Consider the following 19,446-nt stretch of genomic DNA (forward strand, 5'->3'; position numbering starts at 1 on the left):
AAGCTAGATAAAGAAGGAGAAAGCTCTCTACATTGTTTACAATATCCCTCCTAATACGATCCTAAAGCATAGGCTGAAATCAAAGTAAAGTAAGCCAATGTTTAGCTTAAGAAGGCTTAAGATGAAAGGAGAATGCTAGGGGGCTCTTGCAGAGCTTGTCAAGGGTATTGGTAATTTGAAGGACTGCTGTCTGAAGAAGTGATAGTAAGACAAAAATTAGTTACAGCAGATAACTACATAATATTTGGGAACCTATAATAACTATATTAAGAGATTTCACTTATAGAGCTACTGTAATAAAATAAAATGCGATAAAAATCTTTTAAGGTTTATCTAGGAGAAGTAGGAGTTGTAGAAGTATATCTGGAGTCCGCTTGGGAAGATGAATATTCCTTTTAGCTCCTTTGTCCCCGCGTAGAATTGTTTCTGTGCTGCTAGAAATACCCATGGTGCGTCTCTCCATACTATCTCTATAGCTTTTCTATATAGCTCTGCTCTTTTTGTGGCGTTGATCTCTGAGGCTGCTTGGCTTAGTAATGCATCTACCTCGGGGTTTGAGTAGTTATTGATGTTGGGGTAGTCTCTCTGGCTTGAGTGTAGAAGTGGGTATAGTAGGAAGTGTGCATCAGCAATAGCTGGGCCATATAGCCTTAGCACTGCGTCATATTGTTTATCCTTTAGAGGCTTTGTAAGCTCTGCTATATATGAGGGCCAGTCACCTGTTCTGAGCTCTACCTGGATCCCGATTTTAGAGAGATAGGCCTGTATAGCTTCGGCAACACCCTTATCATTTATAAAGCCAGATCCACCTGTTGGGTGGAGAATCACCATCTTAAAACCATTCGGATATCCCGCCTCGGCCAGGAGTCTTCTCGCCCTCTCAGGATCATATTGATAAGGCTCCATCCTAGCATAGCCAAAGAAATTAGGTGGCACAGCAGAATCAGCCGGGATCCCCAGCCCATATAATATGTTTTTCACGATAGCCTCTTTATCTATAGCATAGTTGAGAGCCTGCCTAACCCTAGGATCTGCTAGCGGTCCTCTAGGAATGATGCTTAGATGTAGATATGCATTGCTAACAGGGGTGTAAACATTGAACCTGGGATCACTAGCTATTCTATCTAAATCTGGGGGTGGTGGGGCATATATGAAGTCTACATCACCTGCTAGTAGAGCGGCTAGCCTTGTAGATGCCTCCGGTATTACTAGCCACTCAATCCTCTTTATAGGTGGCTTAGGCCCCCAATAATCATCATTCCTCTCCAGAACAACCCTCTTACCCTTCTCCCAAGATACAAACCTATAAGGCCCAGTACCTATAACCTCAGATATACTCTGATTACCAAACTTCTTAATAACGTTGGGGCTAGTTATAAGCACGAAATAGGCTATCGCCTTTATAAATAAGCTATATGGCTCTTTAAGATATATCCTTACTGTATAATTATCTATGATCTCGACCCTATCTATCTTACCCACAAGAGATCTTGATGGAACCCTTACCGATGGATCTATCCACCTATCAATATTTGCTTTAACAGCATATGCATCAAACTCGGAGCCATCGTGGAATCTAACGCCCTTTCTAAGGTAGAATGTATAGCTAAGACCATCCGGCGATACCTCCCACCTCTCAGCAAGCCACGGAATAACATTGCCCTTATCATCGAACCATAGAAGGGTTTCATATACATGTCTTAGAACATTATAGACTACTATCGAAGTCTGGCCATGTGGATCAAGAGTATCAAGATCCGTTCCTATAGCTACTCTTAAAAGATCTTTCTTACTGATCTGAGTAGCCTGAGTAACAATCTGTGTAGCAGTTCTTTCACCCCCAACAGCTGTTGTAACCTGGGGAGTCGGCGAAACCCCTCCACCAGGAGGAATAATCCGCAGACTTATAGCCGATATAACCCCCACCAATACTATAACAATAATAATGCCAGCCAACATAACCCTGGATAACGCCTTATACCCCATACCCCTCTCCCCAGAAATATATAATAAAACATTATAAAGCCTAATCAAAAACATATCATTAACCAATCCTTATTAAGATCATTAATAAACGCCTTTAAAACACCAATATAACCTCGATCATTAATTCGGTATAATAGATATATCTTATTATAATTATGACACCCCTCTATAGCCGGAAGCCTTAGCTGAGAACCTGAATAATAATTAGAGGCTATTAAAGAGCATAAATATAAATAGGATTTGCTGACGAGAGATATATATTAGCATGCCCAATATGGGCCAATAGGGAACTATGAAAGAGAAAAAGGTTAGAAGTTTTCGAGAGGAAAAACCGTAGCTTTGAATCTTGTATTGAGGGGAATTAGGAATAGCGAACTTAGACCAAGATATAGGAGAATAAGCCATAACTCGGGATATAGCCTAGAATTCACTACATTATTTTAGTGTTGAGAGGGCGTTGCAATAATGACGTCTATATAAAATGATCGAACCTAACTTTAGCTTTATATTAAATTTTTTCCTGATGATTTTTACAGCTTTAATACTAGTTATGAAAATTTTTAAGGAAGATATTATAAAATATAATGGTGAATATTATGTTACATCTTGGCATCGATAGAGACGCTAGGCGTGGGCTTACAGCCGCGGTGTTTGGGTTCTTGCTCGATGCTTATGATTTGCTCTTAATACTATCGATAGTTCCGATAATAAGTACTATCTTTGCTCCTCAATTAACAGGTTCTCTTGCCATAATTGCCTCGCTAGCTGCGCTAGTTATAGCCTTGATATCTAGACCTATCGGTTCTTTAATATTTGGATACTTAGCGGATCGTATCGGGAGGCGAAGGGTCTTAGTAATAACTATACTGGGATTTAGCTTAGCAACCTTTTTCACAGGTGTATTGCCTACTTACCAGCAAGTAGGAGTACTAGCTTTAATCCTATTATATATAGTCAGAGCGATTCAGGGAATCTTCATTGGTGGGGAATATGCAGCAGGCAATCCCTTCGCGTTGGAATTTGCACCACAGAATAGGAGAGGGCTGGTGAGCGGTTTATTAGCTGCCGCCTTTGACGCAGGAGTTCTGTTATCATCATTAGTGGTTTTTCTCATCTCATCATCAATGAGTAGAGAGGATTTTATCAACTATGGATGGAGGATCGCTTTCTTCACAGGACTTATACCAGCAGCATTAGGCCTCTACATAAGGCTAGGAGTACCTGAATCGAGGATCTGGGAGAGAATACAGGAGATACGTAGAAAAGCCCAGATCCAGATGTCTAGCACCAGAATTAGTCCTTGGCTCTATGTATCCACATCGCTCCTAATGGCTGGCTTCCTCTACACATACTATAGCACTGTTGGTTTCTACTCAACACTAATATCTAATTATTTAAAATATCCCGTGGCAAATGCAAGCTTGGTTCTAACAGTAACTAATGGTCTAATACTGCTTGCACATCTAAGCTCCGGGATCCTATCAGACTTTGTGGGGAGAAGGCCTGCTTTGATCCTGCTGGGAGTACTTTCGATCATATTAGCAGTCCCCATATTTATCACCCTGCCCAGCATAGCTTCGGATTTCAATACCTTACTCATAACTTTAGCAGTTATAGGTGCCATAGTTAACTCCGCCTATGCTATACATGCAGCCTATATAACCGAGAGTTATCCTACCCTGAGAAGAGGTTTAGGCTATGGGCTCTCATATGCGTTGGGACTTATTATTGGGGGATCTGCGCCGTTGATTCTTGTACCGCTAGGTACTGCTTTAGGATCTATATTTGTTGCCATAGCGATAAATATAATCCTAGGCCAACTACTAGTTGTGGGTATAGCTCTAGCTAGGCCGGAGACTAAGGGTCTGAGTATGGAGAGGTGATAATTGAATGAAATATGATTTGGTCATAGTAGAAGGTAGGCTGGTAATACCTGGAGTCGGGATAATCGATGGTGATATAGCTATTAATGCTGGTAAGATAGCTGCTATAGGTAGATCGATAGATCCAAAGTTAGGAGAACGTGTTATAAATGCCAATGGACTTCTCATAATGCCGGGTATAATAGATCCCCATTTCCATATAGGCATCTATAGAAATGCTAGGGATGATGCGCTTAGCGAGTCCCGTAGCGCAGTTACTGGAGGAATAACCACGCTGATCAGTTACTTCAGAACCGGTAGATACTACTTAAATACTGGTGGCCCATATACCAAGATATTCCCAGAGCTACTTAAGATGGTAGATGGTGCTTTTTATACAGATTATGCATTTCACCTAGGAATTATAATGAAAGTACATCTAGATGAGATGGAAATACTAGCTAAAGAGTATGGTGTAACATCCTTCAAATTCTGGAGAATATATTCAGGAACCACATTGAGGGGTGAATATAGAAAGGGTAGAATGGAGGAGGAATTCCTGCTCTCGGACACCCCATATGATTTAGGTCATCTCTATGAGATTATGCATAGAGCCTCCAAGCTTCGAGACTATCATGTAAGGGTAAGCATACATGCTGAGGAGCCTGAGTTAATAAGGATATTTACTGAGAGGGTGAGAGGGTTGAGTGCCAAGCCTCTGGAGATATATCATCTTGCACGTCCACCTGAATCAGAGGTTATAGCTATTGCTGAGGCCATGTATCTTGCAAAGTTCACAGGCTGTCCAATAAATATTCTTCACATAAGTAGCTCGCCAGCATTAAGCGAGGCAGTTAGGCTCAAGCATCTCCTCGGCATCGATGCTGCCCTTGAGGTAACACTTCATCATCTAACACTTACCGTTGACATACCAGCCCAGATTAAGGCTAAAGTAAACCCACCTATAAGGACTAAGGAGCATGTAGAAGCTCTCTGGGAATATGTAAGGCAGGGTAAGGTGGATATGCTAGGAAGCGATTCTGCAGCATTGACAAGCAATATGAAAGCTGGAGATATTTGGAGTGCTGAGGCTGGGTTCTCAGGTGCCGGGCTATTCATGCCACTACTATATACAGAAGGTTTTCTCAAGAGAAATATACCGTTAGAGAACCTATTGATGCTTGCCACCGTTAACCCGGCAAAGATCTTCGGACTCTGGCCCAGAAAGGGAAGCCTAAATATAGGTGCAGATGCTGACATCATAATCATAGATCCCGAGACAGAAAAAACAGTAACACCCGAGATCCTCAACTCAGCCCAAGACTTCACACCATGGGAAGGATGGAGATTAAAAGGGTGGCCAAAATATGTTCTGGTCAGAGGCCAAGTAGTGATGGACAATGGAGTGATTCTGGATAAACCTGTAGGTCAATACATCAAAAGACCTGTCCAAACAACTAAAGCTAAAAGTAATAATACAAATTAAGGCTTATCATCCATATCTATCAAATCTATTTCTATATTTTAATGCCACGCTCCCTTAGTCTTGGATTTAAATATTCTTCTAAAGCATATCCTAAGCTTGCGAAACCAAATACGGCTAGAGCGATACATAGCCCTGGTGGTACAAACCACCACCACGCACCATATGTGAAGCCTCCTGATCTAAAAGCCCAGTGGAGCATCGAACCCCAGCTTTTAGCGAGTGGATCTCCTAGACCTAGAAAGCTTAATGAAGCTTCAGCTATCATAGCTTCTCCAGATCCTATTATGCTTATAGTTACAACTAGAGGTAATATTTGAGGGGTTATATATTTAAATATTATTCTTAGATCTCCAGCTCCTATTGCCTTCACAGCTTCTATGAATGGAAGATTCTTTAAAGATAGCACTTGAGCTCTTATCATTCTCGATACTGGAGCCCAGCTAGTTAGTACAATAACGATTATGATGGTAAATACCCCTGGTCCTATGAAAACAGCTAGAACAATCATGAGGGGAAAGGCTGGTGTTAATAGCATTATATCGGTAATTGCTATTAAGGCTCGATCTATGAATCCACCATAATAGCCTGCAAATAAACCTAGTATCATGCCTATTAAGGACGCTAATAACGCACTTATGAACCCTATTAATAGGGATACTCTGGCTCCGTAGATCAACTCGCTAAGTATGTCCTGACCAGCATCATTAACACCTAGAAGATGCTGGGGACTAGGAGGAGACATTGGTGTACCAACTATCTTCCATGGATCGTATGGGGCTATGTAGGGAGCTAATAAAGCCATTGAAACCATTATGCTCAAAATAGTTAATCCTATTAATCCTGTTGTGTGGTGTGTCAGAAATCTTAAAACCTGGATTACCGTTTTTAATAACCTAAATTTCATGGGACTTTACCCTCGGATCAATAAATGTATATAGAAACTCTGCAATGGTTACCGCTATCAGAGTAACAGCGGTTACTATAGCGAATGATCCGAGAAGAAGTGGGTAATCTCTATTTATAACAGCTGTATATATAAGCGTCCCCATACCTGGATACGAATATACAGTCTCGGTAACAACAGCACCACCTGCTATGAATCCTATATCTATAGAGGCTGTAGTTATCACAGGAAGCATTGAGTTTCTAGCTATATAGCTATAGAGGATCTCTCTCCTTGGCAGGCCTTTAGCTACTGCAACGAAAACAAAATCCTCCCTAATAACATTGATCGAGCTGCTCCTCATTAAAAGTGCATATCTGGGAATAAATATTGCTGAGAGTGTTATAAGGGGTAGAGTTAAATGTTTCAATACATCTATTATATACTCGTAAGGAGTATTATAAACAACACCTGGGGACATGGCCCCTCCTAATGGGAAAACTTTTAAATAATAAGAGAATATCAGTAAAAGGATCATTCCTACCCAAAATACCGGGAAACTTCTCAAAAATAGTAGCCCTAAGACGCTTAGATACTCAGAGACACCTCTTCTACGGATCATTAAGATACCAAGCATTATGCCTATAGGTATGCTTATTAATAGAGCCCCTCCCAATAATATAACACTCCAAATAATCCTCTGAGAAATAACACTCATTACGGGCTCTTGATATGTAAATGAATATCCCAAATCAAATTTCAGAAAGAAGTTTAGGAGAAACTGGAAATATTGATCTGGGAATATAGGTTTATCTAGACCAAATTTCTTTATCAACTCCACCCTTACCTCAGGAGGAACCCTGGGATCCTCAACTAGATAATCAATAGGTGTTCCAGGAGCAAGTCTTGGAAGTAAAAATATTATGGTTAAAATAATGAAAAAGACAAAAAATCTATAGATAATCTTTCTGGCAAAAACTGTTGGTAACGATGACATGAAATCCCTACCTCTTTATCTTTTTCTAACTCTGAAGTAGTAAAGGTAAAGTAGTACTGCAACGGTAATAACCACAGCAATAGATGCGATAATAAGATGTAAATAGTCTATTCTCTGAGTAACTAAGGGTGTTGTATAAGGCTGTGTCGTAGTGTAAGATGTAGCAGCTGTGGTTGTTGGAGAAGGAGTTAAGGTAGGTGTTGTAACAATTGTAGCTGGTCTAAGTGACATAAATGACCAGAAATTCGCAGGTTCAAAGAGTTTTGACAACTGCCATCCAACGAATCTATCTGTTCTATATAGGTATGCCTCTTGTATATGTACAAGAGGTATATAGGGTATATCTCTTGCAACTATTTCCTGAAGTCTCCATAAAAGCTCTCTTCTCTCATTAATATCAATAGCTCTTCTCTGAGCTTCTAATAACCTATCTACTTCTGGATTAACATATTCAGCACTGTTGAAGCCTCCCTTAACAGCGCTTGAGGAGTGGAGCAGGAGGAACCAGTCGTCAGGATCAGATAGCCATATACCAATTATTACCATATCGAAATCATGGTTAAGCAAGCGTGAAACCACTGTCCTATGATCTAGGACTTGAACATTTATTTTAATACCTATCTGGGCAAACCAGTTTCTTATCATTTCAGCGATCCTAACTCTATCAGGATATATTGAGGAGACTAATAGGTTGAACTCAAGCCTAGTTCCGTTCGGAGTAACCCTGACACCATCTGGGCCACGCTTAAAACCTAGTTTATCTAATATCTCGTTTGCTTTTGTTAAATTAAAGGGATATAACTTCTCTTTCTCAAGACCAGGTCTATAGAAGTTGCCAGGCATTTCGCTAAATATAGGGGGCATTGTACCTAGGCTACCAGGCTTAGCACGGCCTCCATATACAATCTCTATTATTTCAGTAACATTTATAGCATATAGCATTGCCTCTCGAAACTCCTTTAAGCTAAATGGATACCTAGTTAGCTTAACTGTTAGATATTGGAAATATATTGGTTCTCTAAAATGTATTTTTAGAGATGGATTTCTCGAGACCTCCTCCATAGCTTTTGGCACTAGATGAGGAGGTATAAAGAGATTATTCATAGCATCTATCTCACCGGTAACTGTTGCCTGGTACGCTGCATCAGATGTTCCATATATCTTAAATATTACCCCCTTAATCTTCGGAGCACCAGCCCAGTAATTTTCATTAGCCTTTAGAACAATATAATCACCAGCCTTTCTCTCACTCCACATAAACGGACCAGATCCTATTGGGTTCTCAAAATTCGAAAACGTCATAGGATCAGAGATATTAGCCCATATATGCTTAGGAACTATGAAGAGCGAAGCTAAAGCGGCTGGGAATGCTGCATAGGGGTATTTGAGTTTCACATAAACCACATTACCCTCTCTCCAAACTCTTTCAATAGGCTCCCAAACATTTGATCTAGTAGGAAATCTCCACTTCACAGTATAATTGAGAGTGAATTCTACATCTTCAGCTGTTAATGGAACTCCATCATGCCATTTAACACCATCCCTTATATAGAATTTCCAGAGTGTCCCATTATCTGTTACCTCAACCCTTGAGGCTAACCATGGAATAAAAGACCCATTAAGAGCCTGCCTATATAATGTATCATACACCAGTTCCATAACACTGAACTCATCGATCAATGATTGCATAAATGGATTCATCGTTAATAGATCAGACCTCAAAGATACTATCACATATCCTTCGGGCCTCTGAGAATATACCTCGTAATACATAGGCGTTAGTAGCGATGCAATTATTACCAGTACTAAAATCAATGAAATTACCCTCCTATCACTATATATCAAAAATTTTCTATCTATACCCGATAGGAACATGCTATTCACCTTATCAAGAATAAGTTAATGACTACTCATATATAAATTTATTAGTGAGTTGATTCATCACTAGATTCTTCACCTAAGCTTTAATAATAAATACAATTACAGATATCTCAGCCCAAAGATCGCTGTGTATAGGGATGAGAACAAATTTAAAGGAGTTGTTGAAGCTCTACTTACCAATAATAAAGAAGAAGGTAGTCTTCTTAACAACTTTTAATAGACAATTCGAAAATGCTCAGCCAAAACCATCCCGAGGATGCAGGTTTAGAGATTTAAAGATCCTAAGAGAAGTGCCGGAGAGTAAAAACAAAGTTTTGTGATAGAGGTCCTTCGTGCGAAATTTTATATTTAGCTTAATCTTATATATCCTGGGTTTGGGCGTTATTATGGATCTGAAGTCTCTTATAGATCGTGTAGCTGGAAAGAGTCTTGCTCATGCCATAGGTATTTATATTTATTATAAATCTGATCCTGATGAGGCTTCTAGCAATGTGATGGCCACACTATCAGAAGGTTTCGATAGAAATGTTGCTGAAAATGTTTTGAATGATATACTTATGAGTTTTAAGGGTTTTAGTCACTATAATAAGGTTGTGGTTGAGGGTAATGAGATTTCGTTATATCAATTTGTGCCAAGCTATGTCTATAAAACTCATATCGCCCCCCATATTGAGAGGGAAGCTCGAAATAGGCTTGCTAATGCTAATGAAAGGGATCTTAAGATGCTCACCGCCGCATCGGCTATAATATCAGCAATGGTGAAGAAGAAGAGGATAGGTTTAGCTCTCTCGGTAGATAGGGGTAATGAGGGAGAGGTGCGTATATCATCTCGTAATGTAGATAACCTATCTGCAGCTGTCTCGATTATTCTAAGATCTAGTGTTGATGATGTTAGAAAGCTCTTCTACAAGTATCTCTTAGGGGCTCAGCTTGATTGGGGTTTTGCTAGACATGACTACTATGTCTTAGAGATCTACTCCGATACCCTTAAACTTGTTGAGTTTCTAGCATTAAGAATATCTAATTATATCAAGATCCCGAATAGACCTGAGATAGAATCAATACTTGCTACGCTGTATGAGGAAAAGGATATACTCAAGCTATCAATACTCTATAATTCCATAAGGATATCTACATATAAAGATTGGGAGTTCCTGAGCGCCTTTTTTGGCTTGCCAAAGGAGCATCTATGTAAAGAATCTAGTATCGAGAATATATTCTATAATTGTGCTGTAAACCCGCTTATATACGAAGATGTTCGTGATATAATTGAGTATCTATATAATAAATATGTTAATGAGCTTAGTTCAAGAATTATAAGGATCTTTGAGTATATGGGTTATAGCAAATCATCGTGTGTTGGTAATAAATGTGTGTTAACGAAAACGGGAAGGAGACCCGTTTTCATCTATATAGAGCCTATAGTTAAGTATCCATATATATTCTCGAGTGATATATCCATAGATAGCTATAAAATAATATTTATAGAAGGTATCCCTAGTGAATCCATTCTCAAATACATAGCATCAGATGCGATACTTAGAGATTTTCTTTGGATTTTTATAAGCAATGATACAGCCTATATTGCTAGCACCACATATAAACATATCGAACACTCCGAGATAGTTAATGCAGTAAGTCAATGGTATAAAGTGAGGTTCCTCGGCGCTGTTCCAGCGGGGGCTACACAGATGATTCAACAGGCTGAAGTTAAAAGAGAGATACAATCTGTAACAACACAGCTTATTAGTATCTCGAGGGAGATTTCTCTTAAATATCGCGGTAAGGATATTCTTGAGGATGTTGTTGCCAGCGTTCTCGAGGATCTTGGGTTTAGTGTTAGGGTTGACTATAGGGTTAGGAGTAGGGCTGGAACAGATGTTGAGATCGATGTTTGGGGTGAGAAGGGTGTCGGGGGTTCTCACTTCTACGTATATGCCTCATGTAAGAACCTTGATAGGCCTGTCGAGGTTAGCACTATCAGGGAGGAGTTTGGTAGGATTATGCAGATGCCAGTGATACCCCATGTAAGGCTTATGGTTGCATCGAAGCTTACAGACTCTGCAAGGAGAGAGGCTATAGCAGATGGCTTCATAGTCATAGAGGTTGGTAAGAAGACAACAGAGGAGAATGTTGAGGAAGTCTATAAGATGATCTATAGTAAGTTGAACGAAATATTTGTAAACATAGCACCAACATGGCTTCAAGAGCTAGCAAATAAAATACTAAAGATAGCTGAGGAGCTGAAGAAGATAAGCGAAGAGCTGAGCAAAATACCACCAACAAAATAAATAGTGAGAGAACATGACTATAGCATTTAGCTATAAGTAATAAATGTGAAATCAATATAGTATAGATATAAGCATTTTCAATAAGGCTGTTAACCTCTTCATCGGAACTTATAAAGGGGGTTATAGATGATAACAACTATCATCTTCGAGATAGATCTGGAAAAGATCTGTATGTTCACTGCTTCTAGAAAATAGGTTAAGCAACATCTAAATAGACAGAGCTGGTTCTCTCTTTACTTATATCTAGAGGAGTGCTTTACCTTAACTAAGAATCATGCTCCTAACCCTCCTTTCCCATAAGCCTTTTACATTAATTTAATACTAACTTTGGGATACTTTAATAGAGAATATGGAGATAGGGAAGCTCTTTCCAACATATCCTATACAGCCGGTTTCTCCTAGGAAAGAGAATATTAGGATAGCGTCTCGAAGAATTTATGTAGATTTTCCATATGTATTTTGGGAGTTTATAGGCAATGTTCTTCCAAAGATAATTAGATCGGAAAACCCGCGGGAAACTCTTCAAAAAGAGTGGGAGCTCTTCATCTCTAATGAAAAGGTAAGAGAAATTGTGACTTTCAATGGCGCTCTTCTGGGAGCTGTATCGCTTGTTGCTACTCCATCCACCTCAAAGCTATTATTAAAGCTTAAGGTCAACTGGCCTGTATTCCTCCAATACTTAGAGAATGAGGCTCAAGAGCTGGTTTCTGAAGTGGAGAAAGATAGCTCTAGCATTATGGGTGTTTACAACTTGATTATATATAATTACTTCAAGATAGCGTTATTGATCCCGACTCCTGAGGTTTCTAGATTTAACGTTTATGAGATGGAGAAATTCAAGAAACTATTGAGAAGGCTACATGAAGAGCAGGATATTAAACGTTCCCTCCAAACAATTAGAGAAGCTATAAGGAGTATTAGAGAAAGAAGTAGAGTAAGAGCTATAGAATTGTGGATGCTCCAACTTGAGTCAGATTTCTATGGTGTGGAGAAAAGCTTTGAAAATCTGGATATTCTATCATGCTATTTCTATCTAAGAAATGCATTGGAGAACCTCGTCAGGCTAGTATTCTATAGCGATATAGCGAGGGAAATAACTAGGGAGATATTTAATAAAAAGATAAGCAGAGATATAGGTAAAAGGAAAACAGTATATTTCGACATCTATGATCAAATTTTAGGAATGTTCTTCTTCTACGATAAGACAGCGAAGAAACACTGCAGTAGAAAATGTGAAATTAATGAACTAAAAGATGAATATATAAAGAAAATTGTAGATAAGATCGCGGAGTTTCCAAGAATAATTCATAAGTCAGATTTAGAGAAAATGTTACTTACAATTGCTGAAACGCTTGACAAGGAGAGCTTGCCACGACTAAGTATAAGTAAACATATACTAAAAGAATTTCGGGAGAAATATAAAATCGATATACCAATTGAGAACTACTGGTCTGCGTGTAGTGAGATCTTGCATAATCAATCCCCTCTTCCATTCTTCTCACTACTAGAAGTAAAGGCATTTAAACACTTCCTAAGGCTATATGTTAGACGCTTCTTATCACTCATCAAGGTCATACCATCAATTATTGAAATTACTACAGAAAGAAGTTTTGAAGCCCCTGTTATAGAGCTTGAAAAATCTTCAACAATCGCCGAAGAAGTGATGGGAGAAGAAGTGGTACAAGGATTCTCCATAATAAAACAAAAACGTAGTAGAATTAATAGGAGGCTATTACTTCGAATTCTTAATTATGAGATGGAGGAAGAGATAAGGGTAGTTTTAAAATCTCTAATAAGTGAGCTAATAAGCGATGAAGACGTTATTGAAGAGAGAAAGCTGATTAAAAAGCTATATTTTGATCTCTTAACTCTAGCCTCTCTATTCCATCTTCTCTCCCCTCCTCTAAGACGTATCTACTCTGGAGAATTCGGGATCGATGATGTGGACTATCTCATCACAAAGATTCAGCCCCTTTCATATCATATTGATCTTAAAAGTGAGTTTTATACAACACTCCAAATGCTTGGGGAGAAGATTATACCTAAACTCGAACAAATTTTCCCACCATTTTCTATCTTGGATCAAGAAGTGAAAAGAGCCGTTACCTTCTACCTTCTAGCTCTAGAATTGCCTAGGCTTCTTGCCTTATAGATAGTTTTAAATAAGTCGGCTCTTTTCACTTTCGCCTTCACTTATATCCCTGAAAGAGTTCAATGAATATCTAAACATTATCTGGAGGGATTAACCCAATCAGTTTTTATAATATAATAAGGTGTGGATATGTTTAAACATGGTGTTAAGATATTATGCTGGCTGTGTTTTGTTTAATAAGTTCCCCTATTGTGTGAATAAAGATCTATCTATACTTTTTGTTATTGCTCCTAGCTTCTTCTTAAGTCTCTGCTAGTTAAGTTAGTGTTTATGATAAGGATGAGATGTAAAGCTTCGCTATGGTTTTGAAGGCTTGTAATAAAATGTTATAGGAGCTTGCTGTCTAGCATTTTAATATATTCTCTGCTTATATTAAAGATCTTTTTAAAGCTCTCCCCTCATTCATAGCTTTATTTAGTATCGATATACCTTAGTGTATCAGCTATAAGCTTGATCATATAGGCTGTTAATCCCATGAGCGACTCGACTTGATATAGTGTTGGTGCTGGCTTAGGTGCTAGATGGGGTTGCGTGGGTGTGGGGCCTCTTGTTGCAATATTCTTAATGTTAACAAAGATCTCCTTTATAAGCCTAGCCATCTCTTCATTACCTTGGAAGAGCTCTACAAGCTTATCATCAACCAGGGTACACCCCCTATCCTGTGTTTCACTAGCTATACCTAGGGGCTTTAATGCCTCGCAAACCTCTATGAGGGCATTTCTAAGGGCTGTTAGTGGTGGGCCTATATCGAGTGTCTCGTATATGGCTTCTCTGGCCTTCTTCAATGATTCTATAGCGTTGCTGAAATGCTGTAGAGCCTCATCTGAGATTAAAGGGGGCTTGGGTATTGGAAGCTCCAATAATATGTAACTTCCTAACCCTAGTACTGGTAGGAAATCTTTGATCCATCTAGGACCCTCGATCGTAATCTGTGTTTCAAATTCACTACTCTCTACACTTAATAAATGTTCCCCAGCTTTCAGCATCACTGCATCGGCCGGGAGTCCAAGTCTCGAAGAAGAACCCTCTCCAACTCTATATATATAGTCCTTGTGGTAAACCCTGCTGAAGAGCTTTAAAAACCTTAGCTTAAGCTTTAACTCTACTTTCTGATATTTGTTCGCTTTTCTTCTCTCTTCGATATAGTTGATCGATTTAGCGTCTAAGAACGCTCTATACTTGAGATTCAAAATAAGCTGGATGTAGTCTTGATATTTTTCAAAAAGATCCACTATTATAGTAGGAGCTGCGATAGATCCTTTGCTTGTGAAGGTAGTTGTCTCGAGAATAGCTTGGGCTAATATCTTCCCGTCATCTGAATATAGTCTACCATCTATAGGTATGTAGATCTCTGCACCCGTGATTATTCCCTCAATTTGTATATCGAACATGAGACAAGGTACTATAGTATCTCTACAGACATCCACAACATAGGTAATCTTAGGAGCTGGTTGTCCCAAGTTAACCACCTAGCTAGCTCCTAATTAATTTTAATTCATAATGCTTTATTTAGTCATTAATTTCAATGATAGGATAAGGGGGTTGGTCTAGCTATGAACCATTAATCTATGCGGTGATTAAGTTTAAATAGACCTAATGTGTGATGTGTAGAGTATGGATTCTAATTGAATATTGTGATGGAGACTTAGTAAGGCTTGTATAGCTATTTTAAAATGTATTTGAAATATATTTGGGGATGCTGTGCTGGGGTTGATGCCTACATGGATTTTTGATATTTTTAAGGGGTGCCATGGAGGTATGGGAGAGGGTATGCTTATATTGCTGAGTGATGATATTGCTGATCTAGGGGTTATATGGTCTTGTGATACTATATTTATGGGGCTAGGAAGGGGTGTTATGGGTTCTTGATGGTGATCTTGCTATGGGTGAGATTTCGCTGACCAAGATAATTGATCTTGTTAATGTGCTTAGGCAGAAGATCGAGAGGTATAGGGTTGAGCTATCCTCTAATGAGATGCTTACCCGCTACGTCCTTATAGATCCGTTTTTGAGGGCTCTTGGCTGGGATTTAGATGATCCGGAGCAAGTGGTTCCTGAGCCCCGTGTTGAGGGTGAGAGGCCTGACTATGCTCTTAAGATCGCTGGGAAGATAGTTGCCTTCATAGAGGCCAAGCCTCTCGGTGGGATAACGGATGAGGCTGTGAAGGAGAAGCTGAAGTATTCATTCGATGCGGGGGTTAGATATACTATAATCACCGATGGTGACACGTGGATCGTCTTTGACGCCTTTAAGCAGGTTCCTTGGAAGGAGAAGAAGATCTCTGAGTGGAGCATCACAGGTGAAAAACCCTCAGATATAGCGATTAAATCCCTAATCATAGCCAACATAGCAAGCTTCGGAGAGAAAATCCAAGGACCAGCAATAGCTCCAGAGACCTCTAAGCCCCCTCCAAGCCCTATGCAAGGCGGGTATAGCGTGGAGAAGGTTATGGGACCATTAACCAAGCCTCTAGCTAAACAATTAGTGCTTAAGATACTAGCTAGTGCGAGAAAACCCCTCGGAAGGAAAGAGATCGTTGAGGAAGTCAGTAAAATGATTGAGCTAACACCTCAAGATCTTGAGAGAACCAAGTGGGGCTTGGCTAGATGGGAAGCAGAGGTAAGGTGGGCAGTAACCGAATTAAAAGGGGAGGGGCTGATCAAGAGTATAGCCAGGAACCAATGGATCATAACGGAGAAGGGGCTTGAAAAATTGAAAAAAGAAGAAGTATAGGGAGCAAATAGCCCAGTACTTCAAAGAATAAGATTAGCCTCAATAGCTCTGGTGAGGGATTCGTTTCGGAGAGAGTCATTAATATTTTATTTATAGTTACAGGAAGCTGCAAGCCAAATCTTCGGGAGAGGATGAGGGTTTTAACAGAACACCATTAAACAAACATTAGACTTACAGCTGGAAAGCCTCGCTTTCAGGATGAGGAGCGGTAATACCTTTATCCATGGGTTTGGGTTTCTGTAGGAGGGTTGCTCTTGGATGTGGGGTTTGTTTATATGTGAGTATCAACCTTGTAGGGCTTGGAATAGATTTATTAATCCTATGATATGTATTATGTTCTGGATGGTGTGTCTTAGTTGTTATCTGATATTATACTCTATATAGTTTCCCGCTTCCCAAGGGGTGTTGGGCGTACGCGTTTGATGAAGCTTCTATTCTTGGTTGATGCTATATCTTCTAAGGAGCTTGGGCACAGGGTTACTGGGGTTGAGTGGAAGCGATGGCTCTTCGGCCCCTTCTCGAGGGAGGTTCTCGATGCTCTCGATACTCTGGTTAGATCGGAACGTCTATATGTTGATGCCGGGCCCGAGGTGAGGTATATAGCCTTGGGCGAGCCACCATCTCTTCCCGAGGATGTGAGGGGAGTTGTAGATAAGGTGGTTAGGGAGTATGGTTTCATGCCTTTGAAGATGCTTCTTACAAGGGTATATGAGGAGTATAGCATAGAGAGCCTAGGCATGGGTGAGAAGATAGCATTTGACTGGTATGGAGAGATCTTCGAGCTTGCTAGGAGCGTGGATAAGGATCGAGATAGCGTTATCGAGCTAGTGGGCAGGCTATATGATGAGTATAGAGAAGCATTCGAAATGCTACCAAAGGAGATGCTAGCCCTCTACGCCATAGCTGTAAGGCATCTCTCAACATATGATGTCAAACATCTCAACAGGCTAACAAAGGATCTACTAGATCTACTGGAGGAGATGAATAAATACACATCATCGAGAGAACCGCTACCAACAGATATCAAGAATAGGGCAAAGAATCTATATACCGAGATCCTCAACATAGCAGCAGAGGCTATTAGGGGCTAGCAATGCTTGAATACCATATACCTCGACTCATATTACTTTTATTCCCCCAAAACACGTGTCTACAGACTTAAACAGAAACTACCCGAAAGACTTCAAAGCTATAAACTCTTATACATGGGATTTTCGAGTCATAAGTATTTTTTACATCAGCTTATACGAACATTGTACAGTAGTGAAATAACTAGTATTCCTCATCTCTACCGTGAATACGAAGAGCCTAAACCCAGTAGGTTTATTCAGGGGCTTTTAAATGTTACGAGGAGAGTGTTATCAGGAAGATCCCGGAGCATGTATATAAGCCTAGAGAGGCTTATAGAGATCTCTAACGATGAGGAGAAAGCCTCTCTGATGGACTTTATCATCTTCTTTCTTAGATACCCAAATGCTGAGGATGTGATACAAAGAGAGGGATGTGATCCTAGTCCTCGAATATCGTTAGATCGTAATGTAGCATTAGCTCTATATGATATGGTTACAAAGATCGACAAAGTCATTGAGCTTATTAAAAAGCATGTCGATCTCTATAAGATATATGAGAGGTATATGCTATGTTTAACCAGTAGAATCCTCGGCTTAAAATTCCCCAGAGACATTATCCAGCCTAGCATACCTGAGCCTAGTATCGATTATACATGTATAGAGTGTCAAGACATATGTGAAGGCAAGCATATAGACGATGTTAAAAGAGCTAATACGATATTATCATATGCAAAGAATAACCCTACAATTAAAATATACATAGCAACAATAGCTACCATAAAGACAAGGCCTCTGCAGGAGTGCTTTACATGCCTAGTAGAATGTTATGCACAAAGGGTGAGCAGCATAGTCATGCTAAAATAGATCACATCTCTTGAGGATATACATCACACACGACAGCCTAACGGAGATTTTCCAAGCTCAGCGTCTAGTTTCCTATAATATTTATGGATCGAGATAATACCTACCAATAGCTGGGAAGTAAGGAAGCCATAGTCTAGGTAACTCTCAACCCATGGCTAAATGATTATGAAGCTTATACACGATGCATGTTTAGAAGATTCCTCAACATTTCTCTACTACTGTTGTTAATATATCTCGAGCCCTTATTATCTCACAAAGCCTATAATGTATATAAGGGTGTCTCTCACTTCTTATCACTATGGTTATAGTTGTAGGATCCTCCTGCTCAATCGCCTCCATAAACCCTTTAAAATCTTTGAGGCCATCCATATAAGGCTTAATAGCTATACTTGAAATTGATATTGGCGGTCTACGCTTTTCTTCTAGTTCTTTAAGGATTTTACGCACCTTCTTAGCATAACCATATGGTATGCATACCTGTGTTAGATCTGGGATAAGCTTGTGTTTTACATATAAGGCATATATACCATATTCATAGAAGCTCGAGCATCATCTCTTCACCATTTTAATGTGCCATTCGCAAACTATTTATAGTTTAATGTTATAGAGTGCATTATGATTTATTCAATATGTACTCACGTTGTTCGAGCAGAGCTTCTTAACTTACCTTATATATTTGCATTTACCTCTTAACTTGGATTCAAGTAGTATCTCATCTACTCTCCTTATACAAGAATCTACCATACTCAGCACCTCTGCCTGAAGGCCTCTTAATTCTTCGGCCTCACTAGTTCTATAGAACTTCTCGCCAAGATACAATACTTCTTTCTTTTTTTCTCTGATATGTGTATATAGGTTAGGCCAGATACCTTTATCCACTCCTAAGGAGAGATAGAAAATTGCGCGAAAAGTTATGGATCTTACATCATCTATAGCGGATCCCTCGTAATGTTCCTTAAGGCGTCTATACTCAGGATCGATCCAGATAGCTTCAGAAAGCCTCTTAATAAGTTGAAGAAATTTAGAGTATTTCACCGGAATATTCTTCTCAAGCTCTTTTAGAGCTTCAACCAAGTCCTTATAATGATTTGATAAATCATCATAGAGAAGTGGGTTCACTCCAGGCCTATTTCTAAATGAAAAATTTTCCCACCACTTTATCTCAGAGCCGAGCGCCTCATCTATTTGTTGCGGGCTCATTATGGTCTCGTTTTCCCTAAAAACAAAATATCCTCCTAAC

At 39.5% G+C, this 19,446-nt stretch carries 14 protein-coding genes; 8 read left to right on the top strand and 6 right to left on the bottom strand.

What is annotated here, in order from left to right; genetic code table 11:
• Positions 1–333: 333 nt before the first annotated feature.
• On the bottom strand, positions 334–1,986 hold the full coding sequence (locus tag QXE01_02490) for an ABC transporter substrate-binding protein (protein ID MEM4970102.1): 1,653 nt from the start codon (positions 1,984–1,986) through the stop codon (positions 334–336).
• Positions 1,987–2,582: 596 nt separating this feature from the next.
• On the opposite strand from QXE01_02490, the gene QXE01_02495 reads away from it, so the two are divergent.
• Positions 2,583–3,869, top strand: a complete 1,287-nt coding sequence (locus QXE01_02495; protein ID MEM4970103.1) for an MFS transporter — start codon at positions 2,583–2,585, stop codon at positions 3,867–3,869.
• Positions 3,870–3,876: 7 nt separating this feature from the next.
• Positions 3,877–5,334 (top strand): dihydroorotase family protein, encoded by a 1,458-nt coding sequence (locus QXE01_02500; GenBank protein MEM4970104.1) that lies wholly within the window; start codon positions 3,877–3,879, stop codon positions 5,332–5,334.
• A gap of 31 nt (positions 5,335–5,365) precedes the next feature.
• Here QXE01_02500 and QXE01_02505 read toward each other — a convergent pair whose 3' ends face one another.
• From QXE01_02505 to QXE01_02515, 3 genes are read right to left on the bottom strand one after another with little or no spacing between them, the layout of a single operon-like run.
• The gene (locus tag QXE01_02505) at positions 5,366–6,238 is read right to left on the bottom strand and encodes an ABC transporter permease (GenBank protein MEM4970105.1); all 873 of its coding nucleotides are present in this window, start codon (positions 6,236–6,238) and stop codon (positions 5,366–5,368) included.
• Entirely contained in the window at positions 6,228–7,214 is a 987-nt protein-coding gene (locus QXE01_02510) for an ABC transporter permease (GenBank protein ID MEM4970106.1), read from the bottom strand. Before QXE01_02510 ends, QXE01_02505 begins: the two co-directional genes overlap by 11 nt.
• A gap of 15 nt (positions 7,215–7,229) precedes the next feature.
• Positions 7,230–9,029 carry an ABC transporter substrate-binding protein gene (locus QXE01_02515; GenBank protein ID MEM4970107.1) on the bottom strand — a complete coding sequence of 600 codons (1,800 nt, stop codon included), beginning with the start codon at positions 9,027–9,029 and terminating at the stop codon, positions 7,230–7,232.
• Positions 9,030–9,481: 452 nt separating this feature from the next.
• Here QXE01_02515 and QXE01_02520 point away from each other — a divergent pair, with 452 nt between their 5' ends.
• Together QXE01_02520 and QXE01_02525 are read left to right on the top strand one after the other, a co-directional pair.
• A complete protein-coding gene (locus QXE01_02520; protein MEM4970108.1) occupies positions 9,482–11,386 on the top strand; it encodes a hypothetical protein in 1,905 nt (634 codons plus the stop codon).
• A 349-nt stretch (positions 11,387–11,735) separates the two neighbouring features.
• Positions 11,736–13,538 carry a hypothetical protein gene (locus tag QXE01_02525; GenBank protein ID MEM4970109.1) on the top strand — a complete coding sequence of 601 codons (1,803 nt, stop codon included), beginning with the start codon at positions 11,736–11,738 and terminating at the stop codon, positions 13,536–13,538.
• Between the two features lie 410 nt (positions 13,539–13,948).
• Here the strand turns inward: QXE01_02525 and QXE01_02530 are convergent, their stop codons facing one another.
• On the bottom strand, positions 13,949–14,998 hold the full coding sequence (locus tag QXE01_02530; GenBank protein MEM4970110.1) for a hypothetical protein: 1,050 nt from the start codon (positions 14,996–14,998) through the stop codon (positions 13,949–13,951).
• A gap of 241 nt (positions 14,999–15,239) precedes the next feature.
• On the opposite strand from QXE01_02530, the gene QXE01_02535 reads away from it, so the two are divergent.
• The 4 genes from QXE01_02535 (at position 15,240) to QXE01_02550 (ending at position 18,206) form a co-directional block, all read left to right on the top strand.
• Complete coding sequence (locus tag QXE01_02535; GenBank protein ID MEM4970111.1) at positions 15,240–15,407, top strand: hypothetical protein; 168 nt, start codon at positions 15,240–15,242, stop codon at positions 15,405–15,407.
• Between the two features lie 13 nt (positions 15,408–15,420).
• Positions 15,421–16,272: a winged helix-turn-helix domain-containing protein gene (locus tag QXE01_02540; GenBank protein MEM4970112.1), complete on the top strand. Its 852-nt coding sequence runs from the start codon at positions 15,421–15,423 to the stop codon at positions 16,270–16,272.
• A 356-nt stretch (positions 16,273–16,628) separates the two neighbouring features.
• Positions 16,629–17,363 carry a Panacea domain-containing protein gene (locus QXE01_02545; protein ID MEM4970113.1) on the top strand — a complete coding sequence of 245 codons (735 nt, stop codon included), beginning with the start codon at positions 16,629–16,631 and terminating at the stop codon, positions 17,361–17,363.
• Positions 17,364–17,651: 288 nt separating this feature from the next.
• On the top strand, positions 17,652–18,206 hold the full coding sequence (locus tag QXE01_02550; protein MEM4970114.1) for a hypothetical protein: 555 nt from the start codon (positions 17,652–17,654) through the stop codon (positions 18,204–18,206).
• 663 nt (positions 18,207–18,869) lie between these two features.
• On the opposite strand, the gene QXE01_02555 is transcribed toward QXE01_02550, so the two are convergent.
• The coding region (locus tag QXE01_02555; GenBank protein MEM4970115.1) for a hypothetical protein at positions 18,870–19,446 on the bottom strand (577 nt) is incomplete at its 5' end.

This window comes from Sulfolobales archaeon, assembly GCA_038897115.1.
Taxonomy (GTDB): Archaea; Thermoproteota; Thermoprotei_A; order Sulfolobales; family AG1; genus AG1.

Bases quoted from the DNA above. Each gene is read 5' to 3' on its own strand.
- QXE01_02490 (MEM4970102.1), bottom strand. From the start codon at position 1,986: ATGGGGTATAAGGCGTTATCCAGGGTTATGTTGGCTGGCATTATTATT.
- QXE01_02495 (MEM4970103.1), top strand. From the start codon at position 2,583: ATGTTACATCTTGGCATCGATAGAGACGCTAGGCGTGGGCTTACAGCC.
- QXE01_02500 (MEM4970104.1), top strand. From the start codon at position 3,877: ATGAAATATGATTTGGTCATAGTAGAAGGTAGGCTGGTAATACCTGGA.
- QXE01_02505 (MEM4970105.1), bottom strand. From the start codon at position 6,238: ATGAAATTTAGGTTATTAAAAACGGTAATCCAGGTTTTAAGATTTCTG.
- QXE01_02510 (MEM4970106.1), bottom strand. From the start codon at position 7,214: ATGTCATCGTTACCAACAGTTTTTGCCAGAAAGATTATCTATAGATTT.
- QXE01_02520 (MEM4970108.1), top strand. From the start codon at position 9,482: ATGGATCTGAAGTCTCTTATAGATCGTGTAGCTGGAAAGAGTCTTGCT.
- QXE01_02525 (MEM4970109.1), top strand. From the start codon at position 11,736: ATGGAGATAGGGAAGCTCTTTCCAACATATCCTATACAGCCGGTTTCT.
- QXE01_02540 (MEM4970112.1), top strand. From the start codon at position 15,421: ATGGGTGAGATTTCGCTGACCAAGATAATTGATCTTGTTAATGTGCTT.
- QXE01_02550 (MEM4970114.1), top strand. From the start codon at position 17,652: ATGTATATAAGCCTAGAGAGGCTTATAGAGATCTCTAACGATGAGGAG.